Here is a 20,484-nt window from a genome sequence, read left to right as displayed (position 1 = left end):
GCTCATGTGCCGTTAAATGCCTTTGCTATGCCGGTTGCGATGGCGTTGCCGGTGTTGTCCCAGTGCTGCTTGTCGAGCCAGATGGCCCGGGCCAGGGCTTCTTCGTCGTCGGGTTCATGGGGCAGGTAGTGGCGGCGCAGTGCCAGCACCTGCTCCAGTTGGTTGCCCTCTATCGCGTTAACCCGACGGGTCAGTTTTTTATGCTGATCTCAAGCTCGGGGACGAACGCTTCATTTACCTTTGCGGCAATCTTGAGGCCGGCACCGGTCAGGGCCAGCAGCTTGGCCAGGGCGTCTTTGCTGTCGGCGGTGACTACCCGGTTCAGGTAGTTGTGTGCCGGCGCGACCTTGTCATCCATGGTCAGTTCGTTGATGTACTTGTTGTAGGCCTGAGTGGTGGGCTCAAACGTCAGATCGGTGCCGTTCACGGTCAGGGTGATGATTTGCTTGCTCATTTGATGTTCTCCAGTTTTTTGTCGAGACGGGTAAAACCGTCGTCTATGCGCTTTTCAATGCGGTCGACGCTTTCCTTCAGTTCGGGCTTGGTGGCGTAGTTCTCTGCCACATGGGCCCGCAGGTTGGCGTTGTCGACCTGATTCTTGTGTACCTTGCCGCTCAGGCTACTGAGAATAGGGGTCAGCACGGCGGCCAGTAGCAGCCCCAGTGAGATCCCCACGCCCAGCCAGTCGGGTACTTGCCCCAAGGTGGCCTCCTGCAATGCGGTCGATTTGTTTTTGTTTTTCCGCGCTGCCCCGGGAGCTGCCCACCCAGTAGGTGACGGCGGCAAGGAAAGCGGTCACGATTTGGCCGGCCAGATAGAACACCACGTCTTTGGAACCATCAGGCACCGGCATGGCCATCAGCCCGATGGTGAGGGCCACCACCATGACCGCCAGCGCAATGGTCAGCCGTGCCGGCATGGTGTTTTCTTTATGCTCTTTGCGGGCGTTCTGCACGTCGCCCAGAAAGATTTCGGTTTCCTGCAGCTGAATATCCACCAGCCTGAGGTTGTACTGGCGGATCTGCTCCCGCTCTTCATGGGCCCACTGCTGCAGTTTTAAGGCGGCCTCGGGGTTTTGCACCAGCTCACGCTGTACGGCATCGGGTCGGCTATCAGTGCCGAGCACGCCGGCAATCTGGGCACCAATGGTGGCGGCCACGCCCGCGGGGCCGGTGAGCAGCGGGGCCACGGTGCCGGCAATGCGGCCCACTGTGGTGGCAATGTCTTTCCAGTCGCTCATGGCGTCTCCTTAGTTCTTGCCCCAGCGTGCCGGCGTTTCACGCACATCAATGTGAGTGAAGGTGGCATAACGGCCGATGCCGTAGCGGCCCGGGTAGGTGCGTTCCAGGTAGTCGGCCACCTGCGCCGGCAGCAGGCCTTTCACACGAATGTCGGCGGCCTTGCCCAGCTTGTGCACGCTGTTTCTGGCACCGCCTACCCGGCGGTTATGAAGGTCGCAGCGGCAGGCGCTGGTGATGATCACCGGGCGGTTGCCCAGGTCTTTGCGCAGCTGCTCCAGCACGCCCAGCAGCTCGGCGTCCACGGCATCAAAGCCACAGCCGCATTTGCAGGCAAACTCACGGCGGGCGAAGTGCAGGTTTTCAAAGGGGGTCTGGTTCATCGTCTTTTCTCCAGCAGGGTCTGGCAGCCCACGCACAGGGTCACACCGGGCAGGGCTACCCGGCGGGCCTCGGGGATGGGGTCGTCGCACTCTTCACACTGGTGGCGGCTAGGTGCGGTGCAGTGGTGGCCGGTTTGCGCGGCCAGCTGCTGGGCCAGCAGCCAGTCGCTCGTGTCATTGGCGCGGTCAATGGCATCCATGGCGGTTATCCAATCAGGTGACGGGTATCGTCAGCGGAGAGGTAGGGCACGCCGTTGATGCGCACGAACTCGGGATCGGTGACAAAGCCCTTAATCTTGTGCACCTGCTTGCTGCCGCCCTTGCCGTCGATGTCGAGCAGGTCGGAGATCTGCAGCTTGATGCCGAAGGCTTCAATGCGGAATTCTTCCTTGTCTGCCTTGGCGTAGAACAGCGCATCGTGGGGCTCAATGCCCCGCCAGCTGCCGGCCCGGCGGGCGGCATCGCTCAGCAGGTTAAAGTTCTTGGTGTCGAACTCGTATTCCACGTCGGCGGTGACGTCGCCGTCCACATAGCCGTCGGTAATGCCACGGGTCTGGGTAACGGCGGTGCTGTCGTTGATGGTAACGGTGGCTTTTTCAACGTGAACCATGACCCCAAGGATCTCCACGTCAAAGTTCATACCGGAAATGCGGCGGCTCATTGGTTGTCTCCCGGGTTGCTGAGATCAAGGATGATGTTGATGCCAATTTTCTTGGGGCATTCGTAGGGGCGCGCCATGACATAGATGGCCACCTCGTATCTGCTCAGCCATTCAATGGCAATGTCGTCGTCGTCGGGGGGCATGACCTCGCCGGGAAAGGTGATGCCGGCAATGGTCACCGATTTGCTCATAACACGCAGATCGCGCATGAAATAGAGCTTGGCGGCGGCAATGCTGCCCGGGGTGCTGTTGAGCTGGCGATCACCAATGCGGCCAATGGCGCGAATGCGCAGTTTGCGGGCCACCTTGTCGGCCACCCGGCGGTTTTCCACCACCTGATAATCGCCGCCTTCCACGTCCAGCATGTTGCCGTCGGCCCAGTACACGCCGTCATAATCCGGGAACCACCAGGGCACGGAGTAGCGGGCCGCTTCCAGGGTCTGCAGGGTGGCCAGAGACAGCTCGGTGCCGTTGCTGTCGACCGGTGCCGGGCCCAGGCCGACCACAGCCCCGGTCTTCACCCGCATGGGGGTGTCGGCCACGGTCACCGCGCGGTTGCACAGGCGTCCGGCCATGACGCCGGCATTGTTGCCGTGCAACTGGGGCACCAGCATGACGCCGTCGGCGGCAATGCCATCGGCCAGTGCGACCATGTCGGCTTCATAGGCGGGCCAGTCCTGGGCATCCACACCATCGGTCACAATGCCGTTGGTGGCCAGGATCATGAATTGCCAGCGGCCCCAGGTGGCAATCAGCTGATTGCGCAGGGCCTGGGCGGCATTGATCTGCTCGGCGGTGGTCACCGGCTCCAGCAGCACTACCGCCTCAAAGGATGCGACCTTTTGTGCGGCCAGCACCGCTTCGGTCCAGTCTTCGGCCAGGGCAAGCACGTGGGCGTGGGCGCTCCAGTTCTGGCCGGCGTTCTGCATGGCGGCCTGCAGGTTAGTTTTTAACGGGCTGCCTTCAATGCCCAGCAAGTCGTCCAGATCTGACTGGGTGTTAATGGACAGCAACTTGCCGTTGTTCTTGGTGGCCTGGCCCACAAACAGGAAATGTCGCTCCACCTCTTCGGTGGGGCCCTGCATCTGGTTCAGGTTGTTGACCTGGATAGTTGGGATCATGAACTAGCCCCTTTGGTTTGTTGTTTCTTCACGTTCCAGCCGTAGCCAATGCCCTGCATTACCCGGCGGATGATTTTGGCGCGCTCGGCTTCATTGGCTCCCATAAACTGACGTGCAGGCAGTTCAATGTCCCAGCTGCGTTTTACCGGCTCGTCCCTGAGCTTTTTAATCAGCATCCCGGCCTGGCGATAACTGAGGTTTTCCTGAATCCATTTGCTGGATGCATTGATGTACTTGCCGCGCTTGCCCCGACGCTGGTAGCCCAAGAGACGCAGCCGCTTGGCCTGGGCCTTGGTGGCAGTATCCGGCTCTTGCCGCGGCTTGTTGCGTGAGGCCTGCTCGGCAGTACGGCGCTGGCTCATGCCATCGTTGTGCGTTCTGCCTACCACACCGGCATGTACCGGCATTTTTCCCTTACGAAAACGCAGGGTCATGTCGATGGCGGTGTTGTCGATGGCCAGCAATCCCGGCAATCCGGTGAGCATCTTTTTCTTGCCGCCCTTGCGTGGCTTGCGTTTGCGCGGTGCCCAGGCCTTTCCTTCCGGGGTGCGTTGCTGTCGCACGTTACGGGCAGAGGCTTTTTTCAGCTCGTTGCCCAAGCGCCACAAAAAGCGGGTGCGCTTTTTGGCGGGCATGGTGGCCAGCTTGAGCCGGTCGGTAATGGGCAACACATCAAGGTCGAACCGGATCACACATCACCTGCCAGCGGCCAGGGGCCGTTTTCGTTCACCCACAACTTGCCGTACTCCGCCACCCAGATCTCATAGGGGGCCAGGCGGTAGCGTTCGCCGCCGTAGCGGATGGGGCCAGCAGCGTCGGGCACCATCAGCAGGGGCTCGGAAAACAGCACGCTGATGGTGAGGTCGGCGCTGTGCTCGTCTATGGGCTCCACGTCGTAATCGGGGTCGGGCAGCTCCAGCCGTTCGCGATCTGTGTCGTGGTCCTGCAGCCATGCGGCCACGGTGGCCAGCACCACGGCCGGATCCAGTTCGCGGAACGGCAGGTCTTCCACCATAAATACCGCCTGGTAGTTGAGCCGGGCCAGCTCCACACCGGTGCCGCCATCCTTGGGTGTGAGCTGCAGGGTGCCGTTCTGCATCCAGGCATCAAAATCCTTACGGCACTTGGCCGGCAGCACGTCCTTGATGGCGGTGCTCAGCTGGTGCAGGTAGTAGCCCTGGCTCATAGCAATTCAATCCCGCAGCGGTGAGTGCCCTTGATGGCCCGAATGTGCTGCTGGCTTTCGGCCAGCAGAGCGGCCCGTACATCACCGCTCTGGGTGGCCTGATTGTTGCCGGTGTCGCGTTGGCTCAGGCTGCCGGCCTCGGTAACCAAATCGGCCTTGGCTCGGGCAAACACCGCCTGGCGATAAAGCGCCGTGAGCATGTTCTGGGTGCCCACGGAAGGGCCGGGCACGGCGGCGGCATTGCCGTGCCCCTCGGCCAGCAGCCTTGATTTGGTAAACACCAGCTCAAGGTTGACCTGGGCCACCGCAGACAGCACCGCCGCCGCCACGGTGGCAGGCTGCAGATCGGCGGGCATGGCGCGGTCGCGCTCAAAGTCGCCCACTTCAATGTCGGGCCAGAAACCATCGTTGGTGATGGTGCTTTGCTGATAATCGGTGCTGTTTCCGCTGAACATGGCAGCCCTCTCGGTTAATAGGTGCGCCCCTGGCCACGGTGTTGGGCAACAGCACTTAAGGCATGGCCTTGGCTGTTCCCGCACCGCCGGGGCGCGGCGGCGTGGAGCTAGTCTTGCTCAAGCGCCCGCAGGCGCATGGCAATTCTGGCCCGGTGGGTTTTTACCTGAGCACCCACCGGATCCCATTCGTGTGCCTTGGCCAGCAGGGCGTCGGCTTTATCGAGCACATCCGGGTCACTCACGGCGCTGGCTCTGGGCTCGCCGGTGGCGTCGCGCAACAGCAGCAGCCCGGCAAACTTGAAGTATTTGGCGGTGAGCTTTTCGTTCAGCCGCCAGTCTTTGGCCACATGAGCAAACACCCGGCTGAAATAGGGCTCTACGGCCTGGCCCTCGGCGGCCTGCTGCTCGGCCCACTCCAGCACGGTGTCCGCCACAAAGTGGGGGAAGTCGCGCTTCATGCGGGTGGGCGTGTGCTGGCCTTGTGCAATAGCCACTTCGGCCCAGTCCAGTGCCTGCTCGAACTCTTCCAGGTCAAACAGCCAGACGATCAGCGTGGCGAACAGCGGGTTCTGGTGGCTCTTTTCGGCTGCCAGATACTGCTCCACATAGGGGCGGTACTTGGGCAGCAGCTCACGCTTCAGGGCCACCTTGTCGCTGATGCGGTCCAGCGCCTTGAGCCGCTTTTCGTCCTGCTCCAGTGCCAGCAACTGCAGGTGCAGGCTGTGGGCAATGTCGCCGGTGGCCTGGCCGGTGGTGGCGGCTTTTTCTGCCGCCTGCCGGGCGCGGTGCCGGTCACGATGACGCTGGGCCGGAGTGCTCATTCAGTTACGGTACCGGATCCGGAGTGGGGGCAATTTCTACGCCCGACTCATCAAAAGAGGCATACGCGCGGTATTCGCCCACGGCGTAACCTTCCATGCGCCAGTACTGGCTTTCAAAACCCTTGCGGTCCTGGTTGTGGGCCGCACTGCGCTGGCGGGTACCGCGCTGGGTGTACAGGTGTAGGTTGCTCGGAATAGTCACCACCATGCGCTTGCCCGGGAAGAACGGCGGGGTGATGGCCTTGCGGCCGGCAACACTGGTGGCCAACTGCTGAGCGGCGATCTGTTCGGTGGGCTTGTCGGCCTGTTGATACAGCCGGCCCTGCGCGGCGGCGACCAGATCGGCACCCACCATGACGGTCAGGCGCGGGTCGTTGCGAAACGCCGGGTCAATGGTGCTGTTAATCAGGTCAGAGGCCATGGCATCCAGGGTGTTGTAATCGCCTTTACCGGCAGGGTCGAAATACACCTTGTCCTGAGCAGAGCCGATAATCTGAGAGCCGCCGTTCCACTCGCTTACCAGCTGCTGCCAGCCCTTGTTCACGTCCTGACCCAAGGGGTTTTCGGTGGGGTTGGTGGTGGCAGCGGCGGAGGTGCCGTTAAAGCCCACGCGGATCATGTCGAGCGCAAAGGTCTGGTTAATGAACTGGTTCACCAGGCGCAGAAATTCGCCTTCGTTGCCGGCGTTGGCCCATACCGCCAGCGTGGCCCAGGACAGCAGGGCTCCGGAGTCGGTTTCGGTCAGCTCGTAGTTGTGGCCACCCACGCCCACTTCCTTGATGAAGCGGCCCGAGGCCTTGCGCCCCGAGTGGATGCTGCCAATGCCCACGTCTACTACCTGACCCTTGATCTGGTCTACGTCGGCCAGGGTGATCATGCGCAGGAAGTCGGCGGACTCCAGCAGCGCCTGACGCAGGCGGGTTTCTTGCGGGCCAACAACGGAAAACTGTTGTTTCAGGCTTTGGGGATCAATGCCGTAGCCCTTGGCCAGCTGGGAGCAATATTGCTTCAGCATGGCGGCGGCCTGGGCAGTGAGGATCTGGCTCATGCTTGCTCCTTAAACCAGGTGATAAATGTCGCCGCCGGCGGGGGCACCGCCGGGGATTTGGCCGGGCTGCTCTTTCAGCAGGCTGGAGAACTGGGTTTCCAGCTCGCCCTGCTTGCTGGCCACGCCTTCTACGGCATTCAGCAGTTTGGTGAACTGCTCGGCGGTGATGCCGGTGGCGGCGGGTTGCTCGGGCTCAGGCTGTTGCTCGGGCTCATTGGCCGGAGCCGGCTCTTCTTTTTTGCTGAAGGCTTCAAGCTTGGTCTCCAGCTCGCCCTGTTTGGTGGCGACGCCTTCAACCGCTTTCAGCAGTGTGTTGAACTGTTCTTTGTCCATTGCTGGATCCTCGGGGGTGTTATCGGTGGGGGCAGGGGGCTCTTGCTCCTGGCCTTTGAGCCAGGCGGTAAACTTTTTGAACATGCCCACTTCTTGCTCACGGTCGGCCAGCTCTTTCAGGCTGAATGGCTCGCTCTGGCCAATCAGCTTGTTGTGCTCTTTGCCATTGGCACTGAACTGCATGCGGGTGGTGCCGGTGCTGGCCGGCTCGCTGGTCACGCCCAGACCGAGCAGATAAGTCTTTTCGCCACCGGCAAAGTTTTCTTCCGGCTCAATGCTGCAGAACTGGTACTGACCGATCTGGTTGTAATAGATGAGATCCCGGTTCGGGCGCAGCACGGCGAACAGCTTCATCTTGCCGTCTACTTCCTCGGCCTTTAGGTTTTCTACACTGCCCATGGCAGACCAGCGATAATGGTCCGGCCAGATAACAGCGGTGTAGTGGTCGGGGTCGTAGGTCTCGGCCATGTCGGTGAGCCAGTCGCGGGAGATATAACGCCCGTCAACGCTGTTGCCTTCGGTGGCAATGCAAATCCAGCCTGTGCGTAACCGTGAATCGGGTTTCATGTGCCTGCTCGTGTTCAAATATGGCGACAGGCTAGGGGGATTTGGTGCGGGTTTCATCAAGGGTTTTTCCGTGCAATTGCGATTTTGAGCAAATCGCAAGAACCCGCAATTTTCCCTCAGTTTCCGTAATGTTCGACTCAGTATGATGGCCGCATTCATCATGACCACGGAACGCAATGGCTTACTCAGAAGAAATCCGCAACGCCGCCAAAGGGCTGTATTTAAAGCGCTGGTTGCCCCGGGAAATTGCCCAGGAACTCAGTCTGAACTCGGTGCGGGTGGTGTATCAGTGGGTGGAGAAATACGCCTGGGATTCGCTGCTGTCGGAAATTCAGCTGGAAGATGCCATTGCCTTGCGGGTGCAGCTGCTGCTGAACCGGGAGAAAAAGAGCCAGGCCGAGCTGGACGAACTGGACCGGCTGATCAGCCAGCATGTGCGGCTGAAGAAAGAGCTGCTGCAGCTGCGCGAAAAGGAAGTGGGGCTGAAAGAGCGGGAAGCGGCCATTGCTGCCGGCGACGAACCACCGGAGCCACGGCGAGGCCGCAAGAGCGGTGGTCAGAGCAAGGGCGGCAAGGGTAAAAAAGGCAAGGCACCCAAAAACAACGTGGGCGAGCTGCTGCCGGAAGACTTTCAGCCGTTTCTGGATACCCTGTTTGGCTATCAGCTGCGCTGCCGCGAGGCCATGCACGATCCGGAGGTGCCGCGCACCCGCAATATATTGAAGTCGCGCCAGATTGGCATGACCTACTACTTCGCCGGCGAGGCGCTGGAAGACGCGGCCCTGACCGGCGGCAACCAGATATTTCTGTCGGCCACCCGTGCCCAGGCCGAGGTGTTCCGCTCCTACATCATTAACATTGCCCGGGAGTTCCTGAACGTAGAGCTGTCGGGCAACCCGATAATTTTAAGCAACGGCGCTGAGCTGCACTTTCTCTCCACCAACTCCAACAGCGCCCAGTCGCGCAGCGGCAACGTCTATATAGACGAATACTTCTGGATCCCGGGCTTTACCAAACTTTCCAACGTGGCGTCGGCCATGGCCACGCAAACCCGCTGGCGTAAAACCTATTTCTCCACGCCGTCGGCCAAGGCCCATCCGGGCTATGGCTTCTGGACCGGGGACGACTGGAAGAACGGCAAAGACAGCCGCAAAGACGTGGAATTCCCCACACTGGATGACTACCGCGACGGCGGCCGGGTATGCCCGGACCGGCAATGGCGCTATGCCATTACCGTGGAGGATGCCGTGGCCAGCGGCTGCAACCTGATTGATGTGGACGAGCTGCGGGACGAATACGCCGACGAGGTATTCCGTAACCTGTTCATGTGCGAGTTCGTGGACGACGAAGCCAGCGTGTTCAAGTTTGGCCAGCTGGAAGGGTGCGGCGTTGACACCGAACTGTGGGAAGACTTCGACCCAAGAGCGGCCCGGCCGTTCGGCACCCGGGAAGTGTGGCTGGGCTATGACCCCAGCCGCACCCGCGATAACGCCACTCTGGTGGTGGTGGCTCCGCCGCTGCTCAGCGGTGAGCCGTTCCGGGTGCTGGAGCGGCACCGCTGGCGAGGCCTGAACTTTCAGCACCATGTGGCGGAAATCGCCAAGATATTTAAACGCTATCGGGTGACTTACATTGGCGTGGACATTACCGGCATCGGTGCTGGGGTGTTCGATTTGCTTAAGACCAAGTTCCCCCGCGAGGCCCATGCCATTCACTACTCGGTAGAGAGCAAAAACCGCCTGGTGCTGAAAATGATCGACGTGGTAGAGGCGGGGCGCATCAGCTGGGACCGGCTGCTGAAAGATATTCCGCTGGCCTTTATGGCCATCAAGCGCACCACTACCGGCAGCGGCAATGCCATGACCTTTAAGGCCGGGCGGGACGCCACCACCGGCCATGCCGATGACTTCTTTGCCATTTCTCATGCGGTGATCAACGAGCCGCTGGACCATACGAACAAACGCACTTCAACCTGGGCTATTCAAACATGAGCGAACCCAACCAATCCAAAGATCTGATCGCCTTTAGTTTTGGCGAGCCGGAAGCGATAGAGCCCAACCGCTGGCTGACCGATTACACCGAGCTGTTTTATGACCACTACGCCGACTACTGGAGCACGCCCATTAGCCGGCAGGGGCTGGCCCAGATTGCCAACACCAACGCCCACCACGGGGCGCTGATTTATGCCCGGCGCAATATGGTATCTGGCCGCTTTAAGGGCGGGGCCGGGCTGAAGCGCCGGCAAATGCAGGCCTTTGTGCATGATCTAATCCAGTTCGGTGACGCTGCCTTTTTGAAGGTACGTAACGGCCTGGGCCGGGTGGTACGGCTGCATCCGCTGCCGTCCATGTATCTGCGCCGGCACCAGAGCGGCGACTTTCGGCTGTTGCGGGCCAACAACGAGCAGCTGCATTACCGGCAGGACGATGTGATTTATCTGTCGCAGTACGACCCACGACAGCAAATTTATGGCCTGCCGGATTACCTGGGCGGCATTCAGTCGGCGCTGCTGAACCGGGACGCGACTCTGTTTCGCCGGCGCTACTACCAGAACGGGGCGCACATGGGCTTTATTTTCTACGCCACCGACCCGAACCTGAGCGAAAGCCAGGAAGAAGATCTGAAAGCCAAAATTCAAAGCTCCAAAGGGGTGGGCAACTTCCGCTCCTTGTTCATCAACATTCCCAACGGCAACCCGGATGGGGTGAAGCTGATTCCGGTGGGAGACATTGCCACCAAGGACGACTTTGACCGCATCAAGAACATTTCAGCTCAGGACGTGCTTACCGCGCACCGCTTTCCACCGGGGCAGGCGGGCATCATTCCCAGCAACGCCGCCGGCCTGGGCGACCCGGAAAAAACCGATATCGTTTACACCCGTAACGAGGTGTTGCCGCTGTGTGAGCTGATTGCTGATGAAGTGAATTCGGACCCGGATATTCCGGCCCGGCTGGCTCTGGAGTTCGCACTGGAATAACTGGATAAACAGCCAGTGGTCTGGTGCCGTGTGATACCAGATGCGGTATGATAGGTACATGTTTAATTCGGGGGTAATTACACATGCGTGTTTACTGCAGAGAGTGCGGGGAAAAGGGCAGAATTACAAACACCAACCGAATGTCACCGGATTATGCTGAGCTTTACTGCCAGTGCCGTGAAGCCACTTGTGGCCATACCTGGGTGGAAACGCTGGGTTATAAGCACACGCTGAGCCCCAGTGCCAAAACCACGGCACAGATTAGCTTTCATTTGTCGAGGGCGTTGCCGCCGGAGACGCAGCGGGATTTATTCGGGGATATGGCAAGGGCGCGATAAGCGCCCTTTTTTATGGCGGGTTGCGCTTTGGCACAAGTGGGCTAGGCTTTGTTTGAGCATCTTCATTCCGAGCTCAATACCCAAAGTGATATTCTTTAAGGCCACCGGAAGGTGGCCTTTTTTTGGTTAGTAAAGCAGTGCTTTGTGATAAAGCTCCTTGGCCTGCTCTAACAGGTGCTCCATGTCTCGGTTGGGCAGCGGCAGCATCAAAATGATGCCCAGCAACAAATCTGCCCGATCAATCAGCTTCTGTTTATCTTCATTAATGGTGTTCATGGTTACGTTCCTTTCTTGTTGGTTTACGTAACCACTCTATCAACTTCTCCAGATATGCAACCCCTGTAAGTAGCTGTTTTTGCTGGGGTTGCATATTTATTTTTGCTGGTAAAATGGGGTGCGGAGTTATGTCTCTTTTCGATGGTGTGACATGTCACAGCTTCTTCATCGCCCAGTGATACACCATGCCTCCCCAGAATATCAGCAATCCACTCCACCAGGGAAATACTACTCCCAACATATGGGGGATTAAGTAACAGGCGGAGCAAAGCAGGGCCATGAGCAGAAAGTACTTTACCTTTTGTGACATGTCACAGCTCCAGCTTTTTGGCTTTTTCGGTGTGCCAGCATCGGGCGTCACCCTTAAGCAAACCGTCGCAGCCGCCGGGCAGTTCGCTGTTGCAGTGGTCGCAGCGGCCGAGCCTGGCCAGCTGCTTTTGCAGCTGTTGCCAGTTGCGGTGGATCAGCAGGCTGATGAACTCGTCCTGGGTGTAGGGGCCGCGCACGCCGCCCCGGATTTCACACAGCTGCTGCAGCCGTTCCTGCTCCTTCTCGCCCAGCATCACTTCAACCTTGTTGATACCGGCCGCCCTGGCGGCGGCACGGCTTTTGCGTTTGCGGTCGGTGGGGGTCATTGCGCCACCTCGTCTCTGCCGCTACCTTCACAGCTTTCGCAAATTTCGCCAGCCTCGGTGCAGCCGTAGCCACAACAGACGGAGCACAGTTCGTGGTCGGGGTGGTTTGGTTTTCTGGTCAGCCGCATGATCTTATTAAGGGCCGCCTGGGCTTCCTTGCGCTCTTTAGTGGCTTGATCCGAGAACTGCTTAAAAGCGTTCATTGTGGCACCGAACAGAGTCCCGGCTTTGAATACCTGCCGCTCGTCCTTAAGCCACATGGTTATTCTCCAGCTTTCCTCTTCCTCAAATTCACGCAGGGTTTCAATGGTGATGCAGTAACCCCGTCTTTCGATAAAGGTCAGCATTTCATCTACGGCGAATCCGTTGTATTTGCTCACTGGTAACCTCCTGTGTGGAGCTTGGCCCGGCACCTTTCTAGCAGACGGCTAATTTCATCCGCTTCGCTCTGGCTTGGCATTATTGTTAATGGGTTGAGCACAGGTTCCGGCTGGATATCCATCACCCTGGTGCGGGCAATGCGCTCAATACTCAGAATGCTGTAATCGGCATCCAGGCCGTATTCACCGCCGGGCAGAATGTGGGTCACCCGCACTCTGAGCCCTTCACCGGTTGCTGTGCCATGCTCATCAATTTCATTGAGCTGCAGAAAGTCACCGACGTTGAAGTCTCGGTCATGCTTGCGGATCTCGGCTTTTTTCTGGCCGCTTTCTACATCAATAAAGTGCTGCCGTTGAATTTTCAGGTCGTGGATTCGCATTAGTTTGGCTCCTTGGCATCACGCTGGGCTTGTTCGTACTCGGTACCGGTGATCTCGATGCAGTTATGGATTTTGGCCTGGGTGGCCAGATACAGGGTTTCGTTGTGCTCGGTGATACCAATGCCACCACACACCAGCATGCTGCCCCAGTTTGTGCCCAGTGATTTATAGAGCCCGTCTTTCGACACGGTGCTGGGCTGCGGCCAGTGTTGTTCTACCTTTGCTTTCAGTGCCCTAAGTTCTGCGGCATACCCCGGAGCCCGACTTCTCACGCTACTCAAAAGCCCTTCTCTCGGGTTCGGCTTGGTCCACAGGTGCTTGTCTTCCCGTTTTCCGTAGTTGTTAAATCGAAGGCCATAGAATCGGTACCCGTTAACGTCCTGCCCGATCACTGGCTCGGCGTCGAACTCGGCGCAAAAGACGGTAGCGCGTTCCAGCAAATCCTGGGTATCAGCCATCATCTGTTGATAGGCGGCGATAACGGCTGGCTCTTTGGTTTTGTAGTATTTGATGCTCATCATTCTTTCTCCATCATTCGGTTTAATACGGTCTTGCAGCGTTCGCGTTCTGCCGGTTCCAGGCTGTTCAGCCAGTTGTTTATGGCTGGGCGGTTGCGAGTGTTCAGCCACTGGCGGCATTGGTTAGTGCGCTCCAGGCATTCGGCTTTTTGCTGCGCCCAGGCGGCCTCTTGTTCGGGGGTGGTGTTGGCCATGGTCAACCTCCCAACTGAAAACAGGTGACGATCACGGCACCGGCGGCCACGAAGGCAAAGCCGTCCTGAGTGAGCAGCAGACGCTGGCCACGGCGGGGCCATTTTCCTGCTTTGCGCATGCGGCCTTTGGTGGCAGGCCGGGCACGGCAGATGTCGGCGGTAATGTAGAGCGGGTGCCGGCAGCGGCGCTGGCGATAGCGCTGCACGGCATGCTTGGTAATGCGGTATTGCATCATGGCTGATCACTCCCGTGGCAAAGGTCGTTCATCCAGTTGGTAAAGTCGTCTTCGTGGAATTTGGGGGCGGCAGACTCCAGCCAGCTGGCTTCATCTTCCATCTGCTCTATCAGGGCTGCAGCCTGATCAAGGGCCAGCTGCTGATATTGCTCGGGGATTTTGGCCAGCCAGGGTTCAAGATCCTGGCCTGAGCGCAGCAGCTTCATGGCCTCGGCGCGGTAGCCGGCGGCACGTTCCTGCCGTCCGGGCGGGTTCATGCCCGGGCGCTGGCGGCTGGTATTCAAACAGCCGTTGCGAATGCTGATGAATAAACCGTCCATGGTGATAACGGCACCGGTTTGCAGCCGTGCCAGGTCTGTTTCATCCAGGCCGAGCAGGGCCAGCTCACGCTTGAGGGGATCCTTTTCTGCCAAAATCTGATCCCCCGTACAGTTATTGTCAGAACTCCAAGGGGCGCGGCTGCCGCCGCTTGAACTGCCAAGACCCGTCCGTGACAACTCCCAGCCCTGGTGCCGTGTTTGAACGTCGGACACCCCAACCATTACCCCTGTGGTAACACCGTTTACGCTGAGGGTGATGTCAGTCGTGCTCAGGCCGTGCAGGCGGGTAACGTCTTCGCCGTATTTGCTGGCACCGGCCTTGATCAGGTGGCGCAGCTGAATGGCGTGGTCTTTGCGCTGCACATCGATGCCGCCCATGGTGTTCACAAAGTCTGCCCACTTGCCGTTGTCGGCTGCGCGGCGGGCCGGTTCCAGAATGGGGTTTTGAGTGGCTTCGCGCAGGCGGCGCAGCTCGCGCCACACGGTCACGCTGGGGCCGCCAATTTGCTGAAACTGCCGCACGTTCCAGCGGCTGGCCCAGGCGGCCACGTTGGTGGCGGTTTCTTCTGCAGCGGTGCCGGTTTCTTCGTCTATGCCAACGCTGAAGCCGTCAATGTTCTTGGCGATGTATTTGGCGATGTAGCCGGTGGCACTGCCTTTGGTCGGGTCAATGGCTACCCAGTCAAAGCGGGGTTTATAGCTGCGGGCCAGCTCGTCTTTGTCGTGCTCGCAGGCGTATTTTCGCAACACCCAGCGCAGCAGGCGGCGCTGCTCGGGGCGCACAAACAGCAGCATGTGCCAGTGGGGGGTGCCGTCGTGGTGCGGCTCTACTACGCGAAAGCCAAAAAAGCGCACACCCATGCGGGCCAGTTTGGCGCGGGCCTTGGCCCACTGCCGGCACAGGTGAGCCTGTGCATCCCGGGGGTGACTGCCGTCGTAACGGGGGTTTTCTACGGTTTTCTTTTGCTTGGTTACGGTCCAGGCGTGATAGCGGGACGGCGCGGTGACGGTGTAGAACTCCCCAGCCAGGCCGTGTTCTTCGGCCACTTCTTCAAAGCCGCGCATGCGCATCATCAGTTCCAGCCGGCGCAGCTCGGGGTTTGCCATGCTGCTCTTTACGGCCTCAGCCAGCGGAATTTCCAGATTCAGCTCTTCGTTAACCGCATACATGCCCTGCACCCACAGCGCACCGGCACGGCGGCGGGCGACGTGCTCTTGTTTTGCTTTGTACGATACGTAGGGGCTGACGCCCCGGCGCACCTTGCCGACTATGATCGCCACATGCTCGGTGTAGCGGTTCCAGGCTTTGGTGATTTGCCGCTCCCACCAGTCTTCATCCTGCAGGCGGGCGAGAGCAGCGGCGGCCACATCCAAATCACGATCACTGAAGCCCTCTATGGGGCAGACGTTTTTAAAGGTGGGCAGCAGCGGAGAAATGCCCCACTTGCGGGCTGGCTCCATGGCGGCGTTCAGCAGCTCGTCTGCGTTCACTTTTTTGGTGTGCTGATCGGTCATGGTGAGAATGATGTTCACCACGGCATTGGCCCACTCGCGGGCAATGTTGGCCCGGCTGGCCTCGTTGGCGATCATGCGCAGGGGCAGGGGAAAGCGGGCGGCGTGCTCCTGTATTTTTTCCACCATTTTGCGCAGCCAGATATTGGCACTGCGGGGTTTGTATTTTTTAAGGCGGTATTGGTATTCCTTGAACAGGCTACCGGCGGCGTGCTGCTCTATGCCATCCAGCAGCTGGGTGGCCCAGTTCAGGTTGTCTTTTTCGTGGCGAGCCTGAAACAGCTCGGTGCTGACTTTGGTGCCGGCCACGCGGGGGCCGCTTTCTTCTTTGGCGGGCGCAAAAAAGGCGGCCACGTCGGCCGCTGCAATATGTTGAGTCATTAAAGTACCTGTGAGCCTAACTGATGAACGGGAGCGGTTTTGCGCCACCAGGCGCTGATGGCACGGGCCACCGGCAAAATGCCCTGGCCCAGTGCCTGCCAATAAAGAGAACGAATGGTGCCCAGATCCAGCAGCAGACGCTGCCGGCAGGCACCTTGCTCAAAGCAGGCTTGCCAGTGCCGCCAAAAGTCGGCCTTGGCCTGCCACCAGTGCCGGCGCAGATGGGCGCGGGGGTTGAGAATGTCGCTCACGGGTTCCTCCGTACACGGCCAAAAGTGAACACCATGGTTTGAATGGCCACACTCTGCCTGCTGGGTTCGCGCACCGGCAGCATGGCGTTAATGCGGGCAACAAGGACGGCAGCGCGAACACTAAGAACGGCGTTGGGACTAAAGCCGTTGTTTACGGCGTCCTCGATAATGCCGTGGTGCAATACCGTATCTACGATGCCGGTTTGCTCATCCAGGCGAGCTGCGCGGTAAAAGCGGCGGAACAGTTCGCGGTTAGTCATGACAGGCCTCCAGCATTTTCGCTGTCACTTCCGCCACTAGCTCGGCTTCCTGCCGGGCAGACGCGCGGCGCTCCCTCGCCCGGGCCAGCCACCACTTTGCCTGCTCGCGCTCGCCGGCGGCGCGGCGCTCCCTCGCCCGGCGCAGCCACCACTTCATATCCCTCTCCCAGAAGCAGCGCATGCTGTCGGCGTTGCGCAGCTGCTCAATCAGGTATTCCATCTCGATGCGGGTCATGCGGCACCTCCTGCGGTGATAGTGGCCATGGGGGCATGCAGCCAGAGGGCGTTTTTACGCTCTGCAATTTGCTCATACAGGGCGTTATATCCGCAGCGGTGCGCTACTTCGGCCAGGGCCTCCAGGGCGCACTCGGTTTGCAGCTCCATGCCGGCGGCCTGGCCATTACGGGCCAAGCGGTTGAATTCATGCAGGTATCCGTTGGCTACCTGGCTAATAGCGTTAATTTGTGTCATAGTTACTCCGTGTTATTCATTGGCGTGGATACACACCTTGAAGGCCGCTTCAGTTACTGCTGAGCGGCCTTTATCATTTCTGCCTTGCGCTGAATCATCAGCGCCTGCTGTTCCAGGTATTTCTTCCGCTCCAGCTGTTGCTCCATGGCCATGGCCGGCTCGTCGTGGCGCTGGCCTGAGTAGTCGGCCACATGCAGCCATTCGCTCCGGTCTGTGGCGGTAAAGCCGGCAAGGGCTGCTTTCAGCTCCACCACAGCACGGCGGATGGCTTCGCGCTCGTCGTCGGTCATGTCTTCCAGGGTTTTATTCCAATACACCGCCGGCTTGAGTGCGGCGGCGCGGCACAGCCCTTCCCGCACGGCTTTGGGCTGGCGGCTCCACCAACCGGCAATGCGGTTGTGGCTTAGCAGGCTGCGTACCTGGTTAATGGCCAGCTCGCCGGCTGACTGGGTAATGTGGCGGTATGCGGTCATGCGGCACCTCCGGTGGTGGCTTCGTTGCCCAGCACCTGTTTTATCCAGTCCCACAGGCGGCGACGGCGGTTAATGCGTTGTTTTCTGTGCTGCAGCGGCAGCACAATCCAGCTGCCGTCCTGGCATTCAATAAAGCCGGGGCGGCTGCGATGGGTAACCACCTCAGGGCGCAGGGCCGGCATAGAAACGGGGGCTTGCACCCGCAGCAGGCGAGCGGTGTTAATCAGGTTCATGGCGTGGCTCCTTAAGACATGCCGGGCATGGCGGTGGTGGTGAGGGTGTCGAAAGCAACGGTCATACCGGGAATAGCGTGAAAGCGGCTCTCCATGGTGTGAACAAACAGGGCGAGGGTGCCCATCATGGCGGTGGCCTTGCTCACGGCGTTGTCACGGCGCTGCTGGCATACACGGCCGGCCTGCTGGGCGCTGATGGCATCCCGGGCCAGTTCGCCGGCGGTGGCGGTGATCTCCAGCGCCTGGCTGGTAAGCGCCTGTTCGTCTGCCTTGTGGTTGCTCTTGGGCAGGGCAATGCCGGCCATGTCCAGCTCCAGCAGCAGACCGTGCACCAGGGTGTGATCTCCGGTTGCACGGGCGGCGGCAATCACGTTTTTAACGGTGGGCTCGCCGGTCTGCCCGGTAGAGAGTTTGTTAATCCACAGCTGCGGCTTGGTACCGATGGCGCGGGCCACATCGCTCTGGTTGTGAGCGTCTTTGAAGCGGGCCACCGCTGAATTCCAGTGGGTGTAGCCGCCACAATGTTTATCCGTATGAGTCTTCAACATTTTTGATGCATCCATGGCGTGGTTTAATAAAGATGAAGAAGGCGGTTATGCCGCTTGGCTCCGGCCACGGGGGCCACGGGGTTTGGGGGGCTGGTAGAGGTCCAGCGCCGATTGGCTGAGCGCGATTAAGTTAATAAGGGTGCGCTCGCCTTTGATCTTTTTGGGTAGGATGGGAATGCGGCCTTCATCAACCATACGTTCGATGGTGCGTTCAGAAATGCCAACTTTCGTAGCAAAAACCTTTACGGTGCACACGGGCGTGTCGAAAGTTACGTTTAGTTGTGTCATGATTGTCACCTTATGGCGTCATATGTCGTTCTATGTCTATAAAATAAGAACTTTTAGGCTTGGTGGTCTCATATGTTCTTATTTCGCAATATTAGATGACATGTCCCGCCATAGTCAACCCAAAAGTTACCATTGGTAATATATGAGACGGTGAGTGTGAGTCATGTCGCGTTTGAAGCGGGATTTAGCTAGCCCTGAGTTTGATATCGACGCCTTTTGCAAAAGGCTCTCTGAGTCGATCGAGCCCAAGTCTTACCGAGAGTTCGGTAGGCTCACAGGTGTGTCTGATACTGCAATCAAAAAGTATGTCTACGGCGAGGCCGTACCGACTCTTGACAGGATTTACGCGATGGCTGATGCAGCGGAAGTTAGCCGCATATGGCTTGCTTTTGGTGTTGGTCCCAAAAGTTCTCATCAAGCGGCTGAACAAGTCTCTCCTAACCTAATGGAGAGTGATGTGGTGTGGGTAGACAGCTTTGATGTGTTCGCCTCGGCCGGCAACGGTGCCCACAATGAGTGGGACCACCTGGAGGCCCGCGCCCCCTTTGCCAAAGACTGGCTGCGCGCCCACGACCTGGAAGGCAAAAAGCTGGCCGCACTCAAGGTGCACGGCGACTCCATGCACCCCACCCTGGATCACGGCGATACCGTGCTGGTGGAAATGCTGCCCGACGATGCCGTCGAGCATCTGACCGATGGCGTGTATGTACTGCGCCTGAACGGCAACCTGCTGGTAAAACGCCTGCAGTCCGACCTGATGGGCGGCCTCTATATCAAGAGCGACAACAAGGCCTACGACACCATCCACCTGACTCAGCAAACCAAGCCTGAAGACATTCGCATTCTGGCCAGGTGGACCGAAAAAAAAATTTAAACGACTAATTCCTAACAAAAACATGAAGCAGCTAAAAGCTGCCAAAGCACGGAGAGCCGAGTGATGAAACAGGGAGTGGTATTTTCTGTATTGCTGCTATTCACCGCACTGTCTGCACAGCCTGCTGTAGCAGCAGACCCACCGGTAAAGAAAAGCAAAACCAATATCTGCCATCCTAAGAACGGCCGGTATTACCATAAAACCAAAAATTACACCCCTTACAACAGCATGGAAGCCTGCATTCAAAGCGGCGGCCGTGCTGCCAAGCGATAAGGAAGCACGATGATAAAAAGAACATTTACCGCTTTTGGCCTTGCATTAGCTCTGACTGCCCCAGCGTTCGCCCTGGAAATTAGAAACACTGAAGACTGCCAGGCCGCTCAGAGGGCGCAGGATGCAACTGAAGAGCTGGGCTTCGATAGATTGGCGGAAGAGATGGCCACTGGAAGTTATGACAGCTATACCGAATGGAAAAAGCAGCGCTTGAGCCCGGCACTTGATGCGTTTGCCAAGCGCTTTCCGCTGACCCCGGCCGATGCCATGAAGCTGCCCAATTACGCGAACTTTGTGAGCGACTTTGGTTTTAGAACGGAGCAAATGGCTTACAGCTTCCACCAGATGCAGCGACATGAAGAAGGTTCAAAGGCATTTGAGCAATATCGTAGCACGGCAAAAATCCACCTGGACGCGATGAAAGCCACCATGGCCAAGTTCAGAGAAGACTGCATTATTTAATAACAAAACCAAAGAGCACGAACATCATGGCATTGAAACCCTGCAAAGAATGCAAAAAGGAAGTCTCCACCTCTGCTAGCAAGTGCCCCCACTGCGGCGTGAGAAACCCCACCACAAGCACAGCAAAAGGTTGCCTGGGCATTATTGCCCTTGCCCTGGTCTTTGGTGTGATCATGACGTTCGTGGTTTAAATAACGACTTTTATTCATAGCTGGTCGAGTTCTACCTCGAAGGATAAACATAATGATCAAATGGATTAAGTGTAAGTTCTTTGGTGTTCACGACTGGCGTGAGTCGCGCAGGGTGTACGGCCGCGACTTGGATGATGTGGAAGAAACCTGCACTGTATGCGGAGATACCAGGCCGCAACCGAAGTGGTAAAAAGGCTGGC

The 20,484-nt window shown here is 58.7% G+C and carries 36 protein-coding genes and 1 pseudogene; 7 read left to right on the top strand and 30 right to left on the bottom strand.

What is annotated here, in order from left to right; all coding sequences use genetic code 11:
- Positions 1 to 2: 2 nt before the first annotated feature.
- From N2M06_RS13555 to N2M06_RS13490, 14 genes are all read right to left on the bottom strand, one after another.
- Entirely contained in the window at positions 3 to 149 is a 147-nt protein-coding gene (locus N2M06_RS13555; RefSeq protein ID WP_166670299.1) for a hypothetical protein, read from the bottom strand.
- Positions 150 to 190: 41 nt separating this feature from the next.
- A complete protein-coding gene (locus N2M06_RS13550) occupies positions 191 to 454 on the bottom strand; it encodes a putative phage tail assembly chaperone (RefSeq protein ID WP_346351042.1) in 264 nt (87 codons plus the stop codon).
- On the bottom strand, positions 451 to 702 hold the full coding sequence (locus tag N2M06_RS13545) for a hypothetical protein (protein ID WP_346351041.1): 252 nt from the start codon (positions 700 to 702) through the stop codon (positions 451 to 453). Before N2M06_RS13545 ends, N2M06_RS13550 begins: the two co-directional genes overlap by 4 nt.
- Positions 620 to 1,240, bottom strand: a complete 621-nt coding sequence (locus N2M06_RS13540) for a hypothetical protein (protein WP_346351040.1) — start codon at positions 1,238 to 1,240, stop codon at positions 620 to 622. Before N2M06_RS13540 ends, N2M06_RS13545 begins: the two co-directional genes overlap by 83 nt.
- A gap of 9 nt (positions 1,241 to 1,249) precedes the next feature.
- Positions 1,250 to 1,621, bottom strand: coding sequence for a D-Ala-D-Ala carboxypeptidase family metallohydrolase (locus N2M06_RS13535; RefSeq protein WP_346351039.1), 372 nt, complete (start codon positions 1,619 to 1,621; stop codon positions 1,250 to 1,252).
- Entirely contained in the window at positions 1,618 to 1,821 is a 204-nt protein-coding gene (locus N2M06_RS13530; RefSeq protein WP_346351038.1) for a TraR/DksA family transcriptional regulator, read from the bottom strand. The genes N2M06_RS13535 and N2M06_RS13530 overlap by 4 nt, the downstream gene beginning before the upstream one ends.
- Positions 1,822 to 1,826: 5 nt before the next feature.
- Positions 1,827 to 2,282 (bottom strand): DUF2597 family protein, encoded by a 456-nt coding sequence (locus N2M06_RS13525; protein ID WP_346351037.1) that lies wholly within the window; start codon positions 2,280 to 2,282, stop codon positions 1,827 to 1,829.
- Positions 2,279 to 3,403 (bottom strand): DUF2586 domain-containing protein, encoded by a 1,125-nt coding sequence (locus N2M06_RS13520; RefSeq protein WP_346351036.1) that lies wholly within the window; start codon positions 3,401 to 3,403, stop codon positions 2,279 to 2,281. Before N2M06_RS13520 ends, N2M06_RS13525 begins: the two co-directional genes overlap by 4 nt.
- Positions 3,400 to 4,095 carry a phage virion morphogenesis protein gene (locus tag N2M06_RS13515; protein ID WP_346351035.1) on the bottom strand — a complete coding sequence of 232 codons (696 nt, stop codon included), beginning with the start codon at positions 4,093 to 4,095 and terminating at the stop codon, positions 3,400 to 3,402. Before N2M06_RS13515 ends, N2M06_RS13520 begins: the two co-directional genes overlap by 4 nt.
- On the bottom strand, positions 4,092 to 4,589 hold the full coding sequence (locus N2M06_RS13510; RefSeq protein WP_346351034.1) for a phage tail protein: 498 nt from the start codon (positions 4,587 to 4,589) through the stop codon (positions 4,092 to 4,094). The genes N2M06_RS13515 and N2M06_RS13510 overlap by 4 nt, the downstream gene beginning before the upstream one ends.
- Positions 4,586 to 5,044 carry a head completion/stabilization protein gene (locus N2M06_RS13505; RefSeq protein ID WP_019934029.1) on the bottom strand — a complete coding sequence of 153 codons (459 nt, stop codon included), beginning with the start codon at positions 5,042 to 5,044 and terminating at the stop codon, positions 4,586 to 4,588. Before N2M06_RS13505 ends, N2M06_RS13510 begins: the two co-directional genes overlap by 4 nt.
- A 107-nt stretch (positions 5,045 to 5,151) precedes the next feature.
- Complete coding sequence (gpM, locus tag N2M06_RS13500; RefSeq protein WP_346351033.1) at positions 5,152 to 5,865, bottom strand: phage terminase small subunit; 714 nt, start codon at positions 5,863 to 5,865, stop codon at positions 5,152 to 5,154.
- Between the two features lie 4 nt (positions 5,866 to 5,869).
- Positions 5,870 to 6,913, bottom strand: coding sequence for a phage major capsid protein, P2 family (locus N2M06_RS13495; RefSeq protein ID WP_346351032.1), 1,044 nt, complete (start codon positions 6,911 to 6,913; stop codon positions 5,870 to 5,872).
- A 9-nt stretch (positions 6,914 to 6,922) separates the two neighbouring features.
- On the bottom strand, positions 6,923 to 7,813 hold the full coding sequence (locus N2M06_RS13490; RefSeq protein WP_346351031.1) for a GPO family capsid scaffolding protein: 891 nt from the start codon (positions 7,811 to 7,813) through the stop codon (positions 6,923 to 6,925).
- Between the two features lie 176 nt (positions 7,814 to 7,989).
- Here N2M06_RS13490 and N2M06_RS13485 point away from each other — a divergent pair, with 176 nt between their 5' ends.
- From N2M06_RS13485 to N2M06_RS13475, 3 genes are all read left to right on the top strand, one after another.
- Positions 7,990 to 9,804: a terminase family protein gene (locus tag N2M06_RS13485; RefSeq protein ID WP_346351030.1), complete on the top strand. Its 1,815-nt coding sequence runs from the start codon at positions 7,990 to 7,992 to the stop codon at positions 9,802 to 9,804.
- Complete coding sequence (locus N2M06_RS13480) at positions 9,801 to 10,790, top strand: phage portal protein (protein WP_346351029.1); 990 nt, start codon at positions 9,801 to 9,803, stop codon at positions 10,788 to 10,790. The genes N2M06_RS13485 and N2M06_RS13480 overlap by 4 nt, the downstream gene beginning before the upstream one ends.
- A gap of 83 nt (positions 10,791 to 10,873) precedes the next feature.
- A complete protein-coding gene (locus N2M06_RS13475) occupies positions 10,874 to 11,128 on the top strand; it encodes an ogr/Delta-like zinc finger family protein (RefSeq protein WP_346351028.1) in 255 nt (84 codons plus the stop codon).
- Positions 11,129 to 11,254: 126 nt separating this feature from the next.
- On the opposite strand, the gene N2M06_RS13470 is transcribed toward N2M06_RS13475, so the two are convergent.
- From N2M06_RS13470 to N2M06_RS13395, 16 genes are all read right to left on the bottom strand, one after another.
- On the bottom strand, positions 11,255 to 11,404 hold the full coding sequence (locus N2M06_RS13470; RefSeq protein WP_346351027.1) for a hypothetical protein: 150 nt from the start codon (positions 11,402 to 11,404) through the stop codon (positions 11,255 to 11,257).
- Between the two features lie 311 nt (positions 11,405 to 11,715).
- Positions 11,716 to 12,039: a hypothetical protein gene (locus N2M06_RS13465; protein ID WP_346351026.1), complete on the bottom strand. Its 324-nt coding sequence runs from the start codon at positions 12,037 to 12,039 to the stop codon at positions 11,716 to 11,718.
- Complete coding sequence (locus tag N2M06_RS13460) at positions 12,036 to 12,419, bottom strand: hypothetical protein (protein WP_346351025.1); 384 nt, start codon at positions 12,417 to 12,419, stop codon at positions 12,036 to 12,038. Before N2M06_RS13460 ends, N2M06_RS13465 begins: the two co-directional genes overlap by 4 nt.
- Positions 12,416 to 12,799: a DUF3850 domain-containing protein gene (locus N2M06_RS13455; protein WP_346351024.1), complete on the bottom strand. Its 384-nt coding sequence runs from the start codon at positions 12,797 to 12,799 to the stop codon at positions 12,416 to 12,418. The genes N2M06_RS13460 and N2M06_RS13455 overlap by 4 nt, the downstream gene beginning before the upstream one ends.
- Positions 12,799 to 13,320: a hypothetical protein gene (locus tag N2M06_RS13450; protein WP_346351023.1), complete on the bottom strand. Its 522-nt coding sequence runs from the start codon at positions 13,318 to 13,320 to the stop codon at positions 12,799 to 12,801. The genes N2M06_RS13455 and N2M06_RS13450 overlap by 1 nt, the downstream gene beginning before the upstream one ends.
- Positions 13,317 to 13,511: a hypothetical protein gene (locus tag N2M06_RS13445; RefSeq protein WP_346351022.1), complete on the bottom strand. Its 195-nt coding sequence runs from the start codon at positions 13,509 to 13,511 to the stop codon at positions 13,317 to 13,319. The genes N2M06_RS13450 and N2M06_RS13445 overlap by 4 nt, the downstream gene beginning before the upstream one ends.
- Positions 13,512 to 13,513: 2 nt before the next feature.
- Entirely contained in the window at positions 13,514 to 13,747 is a 234-nt protein-coding gene (locus N2M06_RS13440; protein ID WP_346351021.1) for a hypothetical protein, read from the bottom strand.
- Positions 13,744 to 15,960: a replication endonuclease gene (locus N2M06_RS13435; RefSeq protein ID WP_346351020.1), complete on the bottom strand. Its 2,217-nt coding sequence runs from the start codon at positions 15,958 to 15,960 to the stop codon at positions 13,744 to 13,746. Before N2M06_RS13435 ends, N2M06_RS13440 begins: the two co-directional genes overlap by 4 nt.
- Complete coding sequence (locus N2M06_RS13430; RefSeq protein WP_346351019.1) at positions 15,960 to 16,211, bottom strand: hypothetical protein; 252 nt, start codon at positions 16,209 to 16,211, stop codon at positions 15,960 to 15,962. Before N2M06_RS13430 ends, N2M06_RS13435 begins: the two co-directional genes overlap by 1 nt.
- Positions 16,208 to 16,471, bottom strand: a complete 264-nt coding sequence (locus N2M06_RS13425; RefSeq protein WP_346351018.1) for a hypothetical protein — start codon at positions 16,469 to 16,471, stop codon at positions 16,208 to 16,210. Before N2M06_RS13425 ends, N2M06_RS13430 begins: the two co-directional genes overlap by 4 nt.
- A complete protein-coding gene (locus N2M06_RS13420) occupies positions 16,464 to 16,706 on the bottom strand; it encodes a hypothetical protein (RefSeq protein WP_346351017.1) in 243 nt (80 codons plus the stop codon). The genes N2M06_RS13425 and N2M06_RS13420 overlap by 8 nt, the downstream gene beginning before the upstream one ends.
- Entirely contained in the window at positions 16,703 to 16,942 is a 240-nt protein-coding gene (locus N2M06_RS13415) for a hypothetical protein (RefSeq protein ID WP_346351016.1), read from the bottom strand. Before N2M06_RS13415 ends, N2M06_RS13420 begins: the two co-directional genes overlap by 4 nt.
- A 53-nt stretch (positions 16,943 to 16,995) precedes the next feature.
- Complete coding sequence (locus tag N2M06_RS13410; protein ID WP_346351015.1) at positions 16,996 to 17,415, bottom strand: hypothetical protein; 420 nt, start codon at positions 17,413 to 17,415, stop codon at positions 16,996 to 16,998.
- A complete protein-coding gene (locus N2M06_RS13405; RefSeq protein ID WP_346351014.1) occupies positions 17,412 to 17,648 on the bottom strand; it encodes a hypothetical protein in 237 nt (78 codons plus the stop codon). Before N2M06_RS13405 ends, N2M06_RS13410 begins: the two co-directional genes overlap by 4 nt.
- An 11-nt stretch (positions 17,649 to 17,659) precedes the next feature.
- A complete protein-coding gene (locus tag N2M06_RS13400) occupies positions 17,660 to 18,196 on the bottom strand; it encodes a phage regulatory CII family protein (RefSeq protein WP_346351013.1) in 537 nt (178 codons plus the stop codon).
- 45 nt (positions 18,197 to 18,241) lie between these two features.
- Entirely contained in the window at positions 18,242 to 18,484 is a 243-nt protein-coding gene (locus tag N2M06_RS13395) for a hypothetical protein (protein WP_346351012.1), read from the bottom strand.
- A gap of 163 nt (positions 18,485 to 18,647) precedes the next feature.
- Here N2M06_RS13395 and N2M06_RS13390 point away from each other — a divergent pair.
- The 4 genes and pseudogenes from N2M06_RS13390 to N2M06_RS13375 form a co-directional block, all read left to right on the top strand.
- Positions 18,648 to 18,857, top strand: a pseudogene (locus N2M06_RS13390) (helix-turn-helix transcriptional regulator); the annotation flags it as partial.
- An 84-nt stretch (positions 18,858 to 18,941) separates the two neighbouring features.
- The gene (locus N2M06_RS13385; protein WP_346352184.1) at positions 18,942 to 19,358 is read left to right on the top strand and encodes a S24 family peptidase; all 417 of its coding nucleotides are present in this window, start codon (positions 18,942 to 18,944) and stop codon (positions 19,356 to 19,358) included.
- Between the two features lie 60 nt (positions 19,359 to 19,418).
- Positions 19,419 to 19,631: a hypothetical protein gene (locus N2M06_RS13380; protein ID WP_346351011.1), complete on the top strand. Its 213-nt coding sequence runs from the start codon at positions 19,419 to 19,421 to the stop codon at positions 19,629 to 19,631.
- A 9-nt stretch (positions 19,632 to 19,640) separates the two neighbouring features.
- A complete protein-coding gene (locus N2M06_RS13375) occupies positions 19,641 to 20,093 on the top strand; it encodes a hypothetical protein (protein ID WP_346351010.1) in 453 nt (150 codons plus the stop codon).
- Positions 20,094 to 20,484: the final 391 nt, after the last annotated feature.

Source organism: Oceanimonas sp. AH20CE76, from assembly GCF_039654065.1.
Classification (GTDB): domain Bacteria; phylum Pseudomonadota; class Gammaproteobacteria; order Enterobacterales; family Aeromonadaceae; genus Oceanimonas; species Oceanimonas smirnovii.
This window is presented reverse-complemented; position numbering and strand designations above follow the sequence as displayed.

Bases quoted from the DNA above. Each gene is read 5' to 3' on its own strand.
- N2M06_RS13520 (WP_346351036.1), bottom strand. From the start codon at position 3,403: ATGATCCCAACTATCCAGGTCAACAACCTGAACCAGATGCAGGGCCCC.
- gpM (WP_346351033.1), bottom strand. From the start codon at position 5,865: ATGAGCACTCCGGCCCAGCGTCATCGTGACCGGCACCGCGCCCGGCAG.
- N2M06_RS13425 (WP_346351018.1), bottom strand. From the start codon at position 16,471: ATGACTAACCGCGAACTGTTCCGCCGCTTTTACCGCGCAGCTCGCCTG.
- N2M06_RS13475 (WP_346351028.1), top strand. From the start codon at position 10,874: ATGCGTGTTTACTGCAGAGAGTGCGGGGAAAAGGGCAGAATTACAAAC.
- N2M06_RS13490 (WP_346351031.1), bottom strand. From the start codon at position 7,813: ATGAAACCCGATTCACGGTTACGCACAGGCTGGATTTGCATTGCCACC.
- N2M06_RS13395 (WP_346351012.1), bottom strand. From the start codon at position 18,484: ATGACACAACTAAACGTAACTTTCGACACGCCCGTGTGCACCGTAAAG.
- N2M06_RS13485 (WP_346351030.1), top strand. From the start codon at position 7,990: ATGGCTTACTCAGAAGAAATCCGCAACGCCGCCAAAGGGCTGTATTTA.
- N2M06_RS13510 (WP_346351034.1), bottom strand. From the start codon at position 4,589: ATGAGCCAGGGCTACTACCTGCACCAGCTGAGCACCGCCATCAAGGAC.
- N2M06_RS13445 (WP_346351022.1), bottom strand. From the start codon at position 13,511: ATGGCCAACACCACCCCCGAACAAGAGGCCGCCTGGGCGCAGCAAAAA.
- N2M06_RS13495 (WP_346351032.1), bottom strand. From the start codon at position 6,913: ATGAGCCAGATCCTCACTGCCCAGGCCGCCGCCATGCTGAAGCAATAT.
- N2M06_RS13450 (WP_346351023.1), bottom strand. From the start codon at position 13,320: ATGATGAGCATCAAATACTACAAAACCAAAGAGCCAGCCGTTATCGCC.
- N2M06_RS13415 (WP_346351016.1), bottom strand. From the start codon at position 16,942: ATGACACAAATTAACGCTATTAGCCAGGTAGCCAACGGATACCTGCAT.
- N2M06_RS13530 (WP_346351038.1), bottom strand. From the start codon at position 1,821: ATGGATGCCATTGACCGCGCCAATGACACGAGCGACTGGCTGCTGGCC.
- N2M06_RS13410 (WP_346351015.1), bottom strand. From the start codon at position 17,415: ATGACCGCATACCGCCACATTACCCAGTCAGCCGGCGAGCTGGCCATT.
- N2M06_RS13550 (WP_346351042.1), bottom strand. From the start codon at position 454: ATGAGCAAGCAAATCATCACCCTGACCGTGAACGGCACCGATCTGACG.
- N2M06_RS13525 (WP_346351037.1), bottom strand. From the start codon at position 2,282: ATGAGCCGCCGCATTTCCGGTATGAACTTTGACGTGGAGATCCTTGGG.
- N2M06_RS13465 (WP_346351026.1), bottom strand. From the start codon at position 12,039: ATGACCCCCACCGACCGCAAACGCAAAAGCCGTGCCGCCGCCAGGGCG.
- N2M06_RS13375 (WP_346351010.1), top strand. From the start codon at position 19,641: ATGATAAAAAGAACATTTACCGCTTTTGGCCTTGCATTAGCTCTGACT.
- N2M06_RS13435 (WP_346351020.1), bottom strand. From the start codon at position 15,960: ATGACTCAACATATTGCAGCGGCCGACGTGGCCGCCTTTTTTGCGCCC.
- N2M06_RS13420 (WP_346351017.1), bottom strand. From the start codon at position 16,706: ATGACCCGCATCGAGATGGAATACCTGATTGAGCAGCTGCGCAACGCC.
- N2M06_RS13505 (WP_019934029.1), bottom strand. From the start codon at position 5,044: ATGTTCAGCGGAAACAGCACCGATTATCAGCAAAGCACCATCACCAAC.
- N2M06_RS13440 (WP_346351021.1), bottom strand. From the start codon at position 13,747: ATGATGCAATACCGCATTACCAAGCATGCCGTGCAGCGCTATCGCCAG.
- N2M06_RS13455 (WP_346351024.1), bottom strand. From the start codon at position 12,799: ATGCGAATCCACGACCTGAAAATTCAACGGCAGCACTTTATTGATGTA.
- N2M06_RS13470 (WP_346351027.1), bottom strand. From the start codon at position 11,404: ATGAACACCATTAATGAAGATAAACAGAAGCTGATTGATCGGGCAGAT.
- N2M06_RS13405 (WP_346351014.1), bottom strand. From the start codon at position 17,648: ATGAACCTGATTAACACCGCTCGCCTGCTGCGGGTGCAAGCCCCCGTT.
- N2M06_RS13480 (WP_346351029.1), top strand. From the start codon at position 9,801: ATGAGCGAACCCAACCAATCCAAAGATCTGATCGCCTTTAGTTTTGGC.
- N2M06_RS13540 (WP_346351040.1), bottom strand. From the start codon at position 1,240: ATGAGCGACTGGAAAGACATTGCCACCACAGTGGGCCGCATTGCCGGC.
- N2M06_RS13535 (WP_346351039.1), bottom strand. From the start codon at position 1,621: ATGAACCAGACCCCCTTTGAAAACCTGCACTTCGCCCGCCGTGAGTTT.
- N2M06_RS13400 (WP_346351013.1), bottom strand. From the start codon at position 18,196: ATGTTGAAGACTCATACGGATAAACATTGTGGCGGCTACACCCACTGG.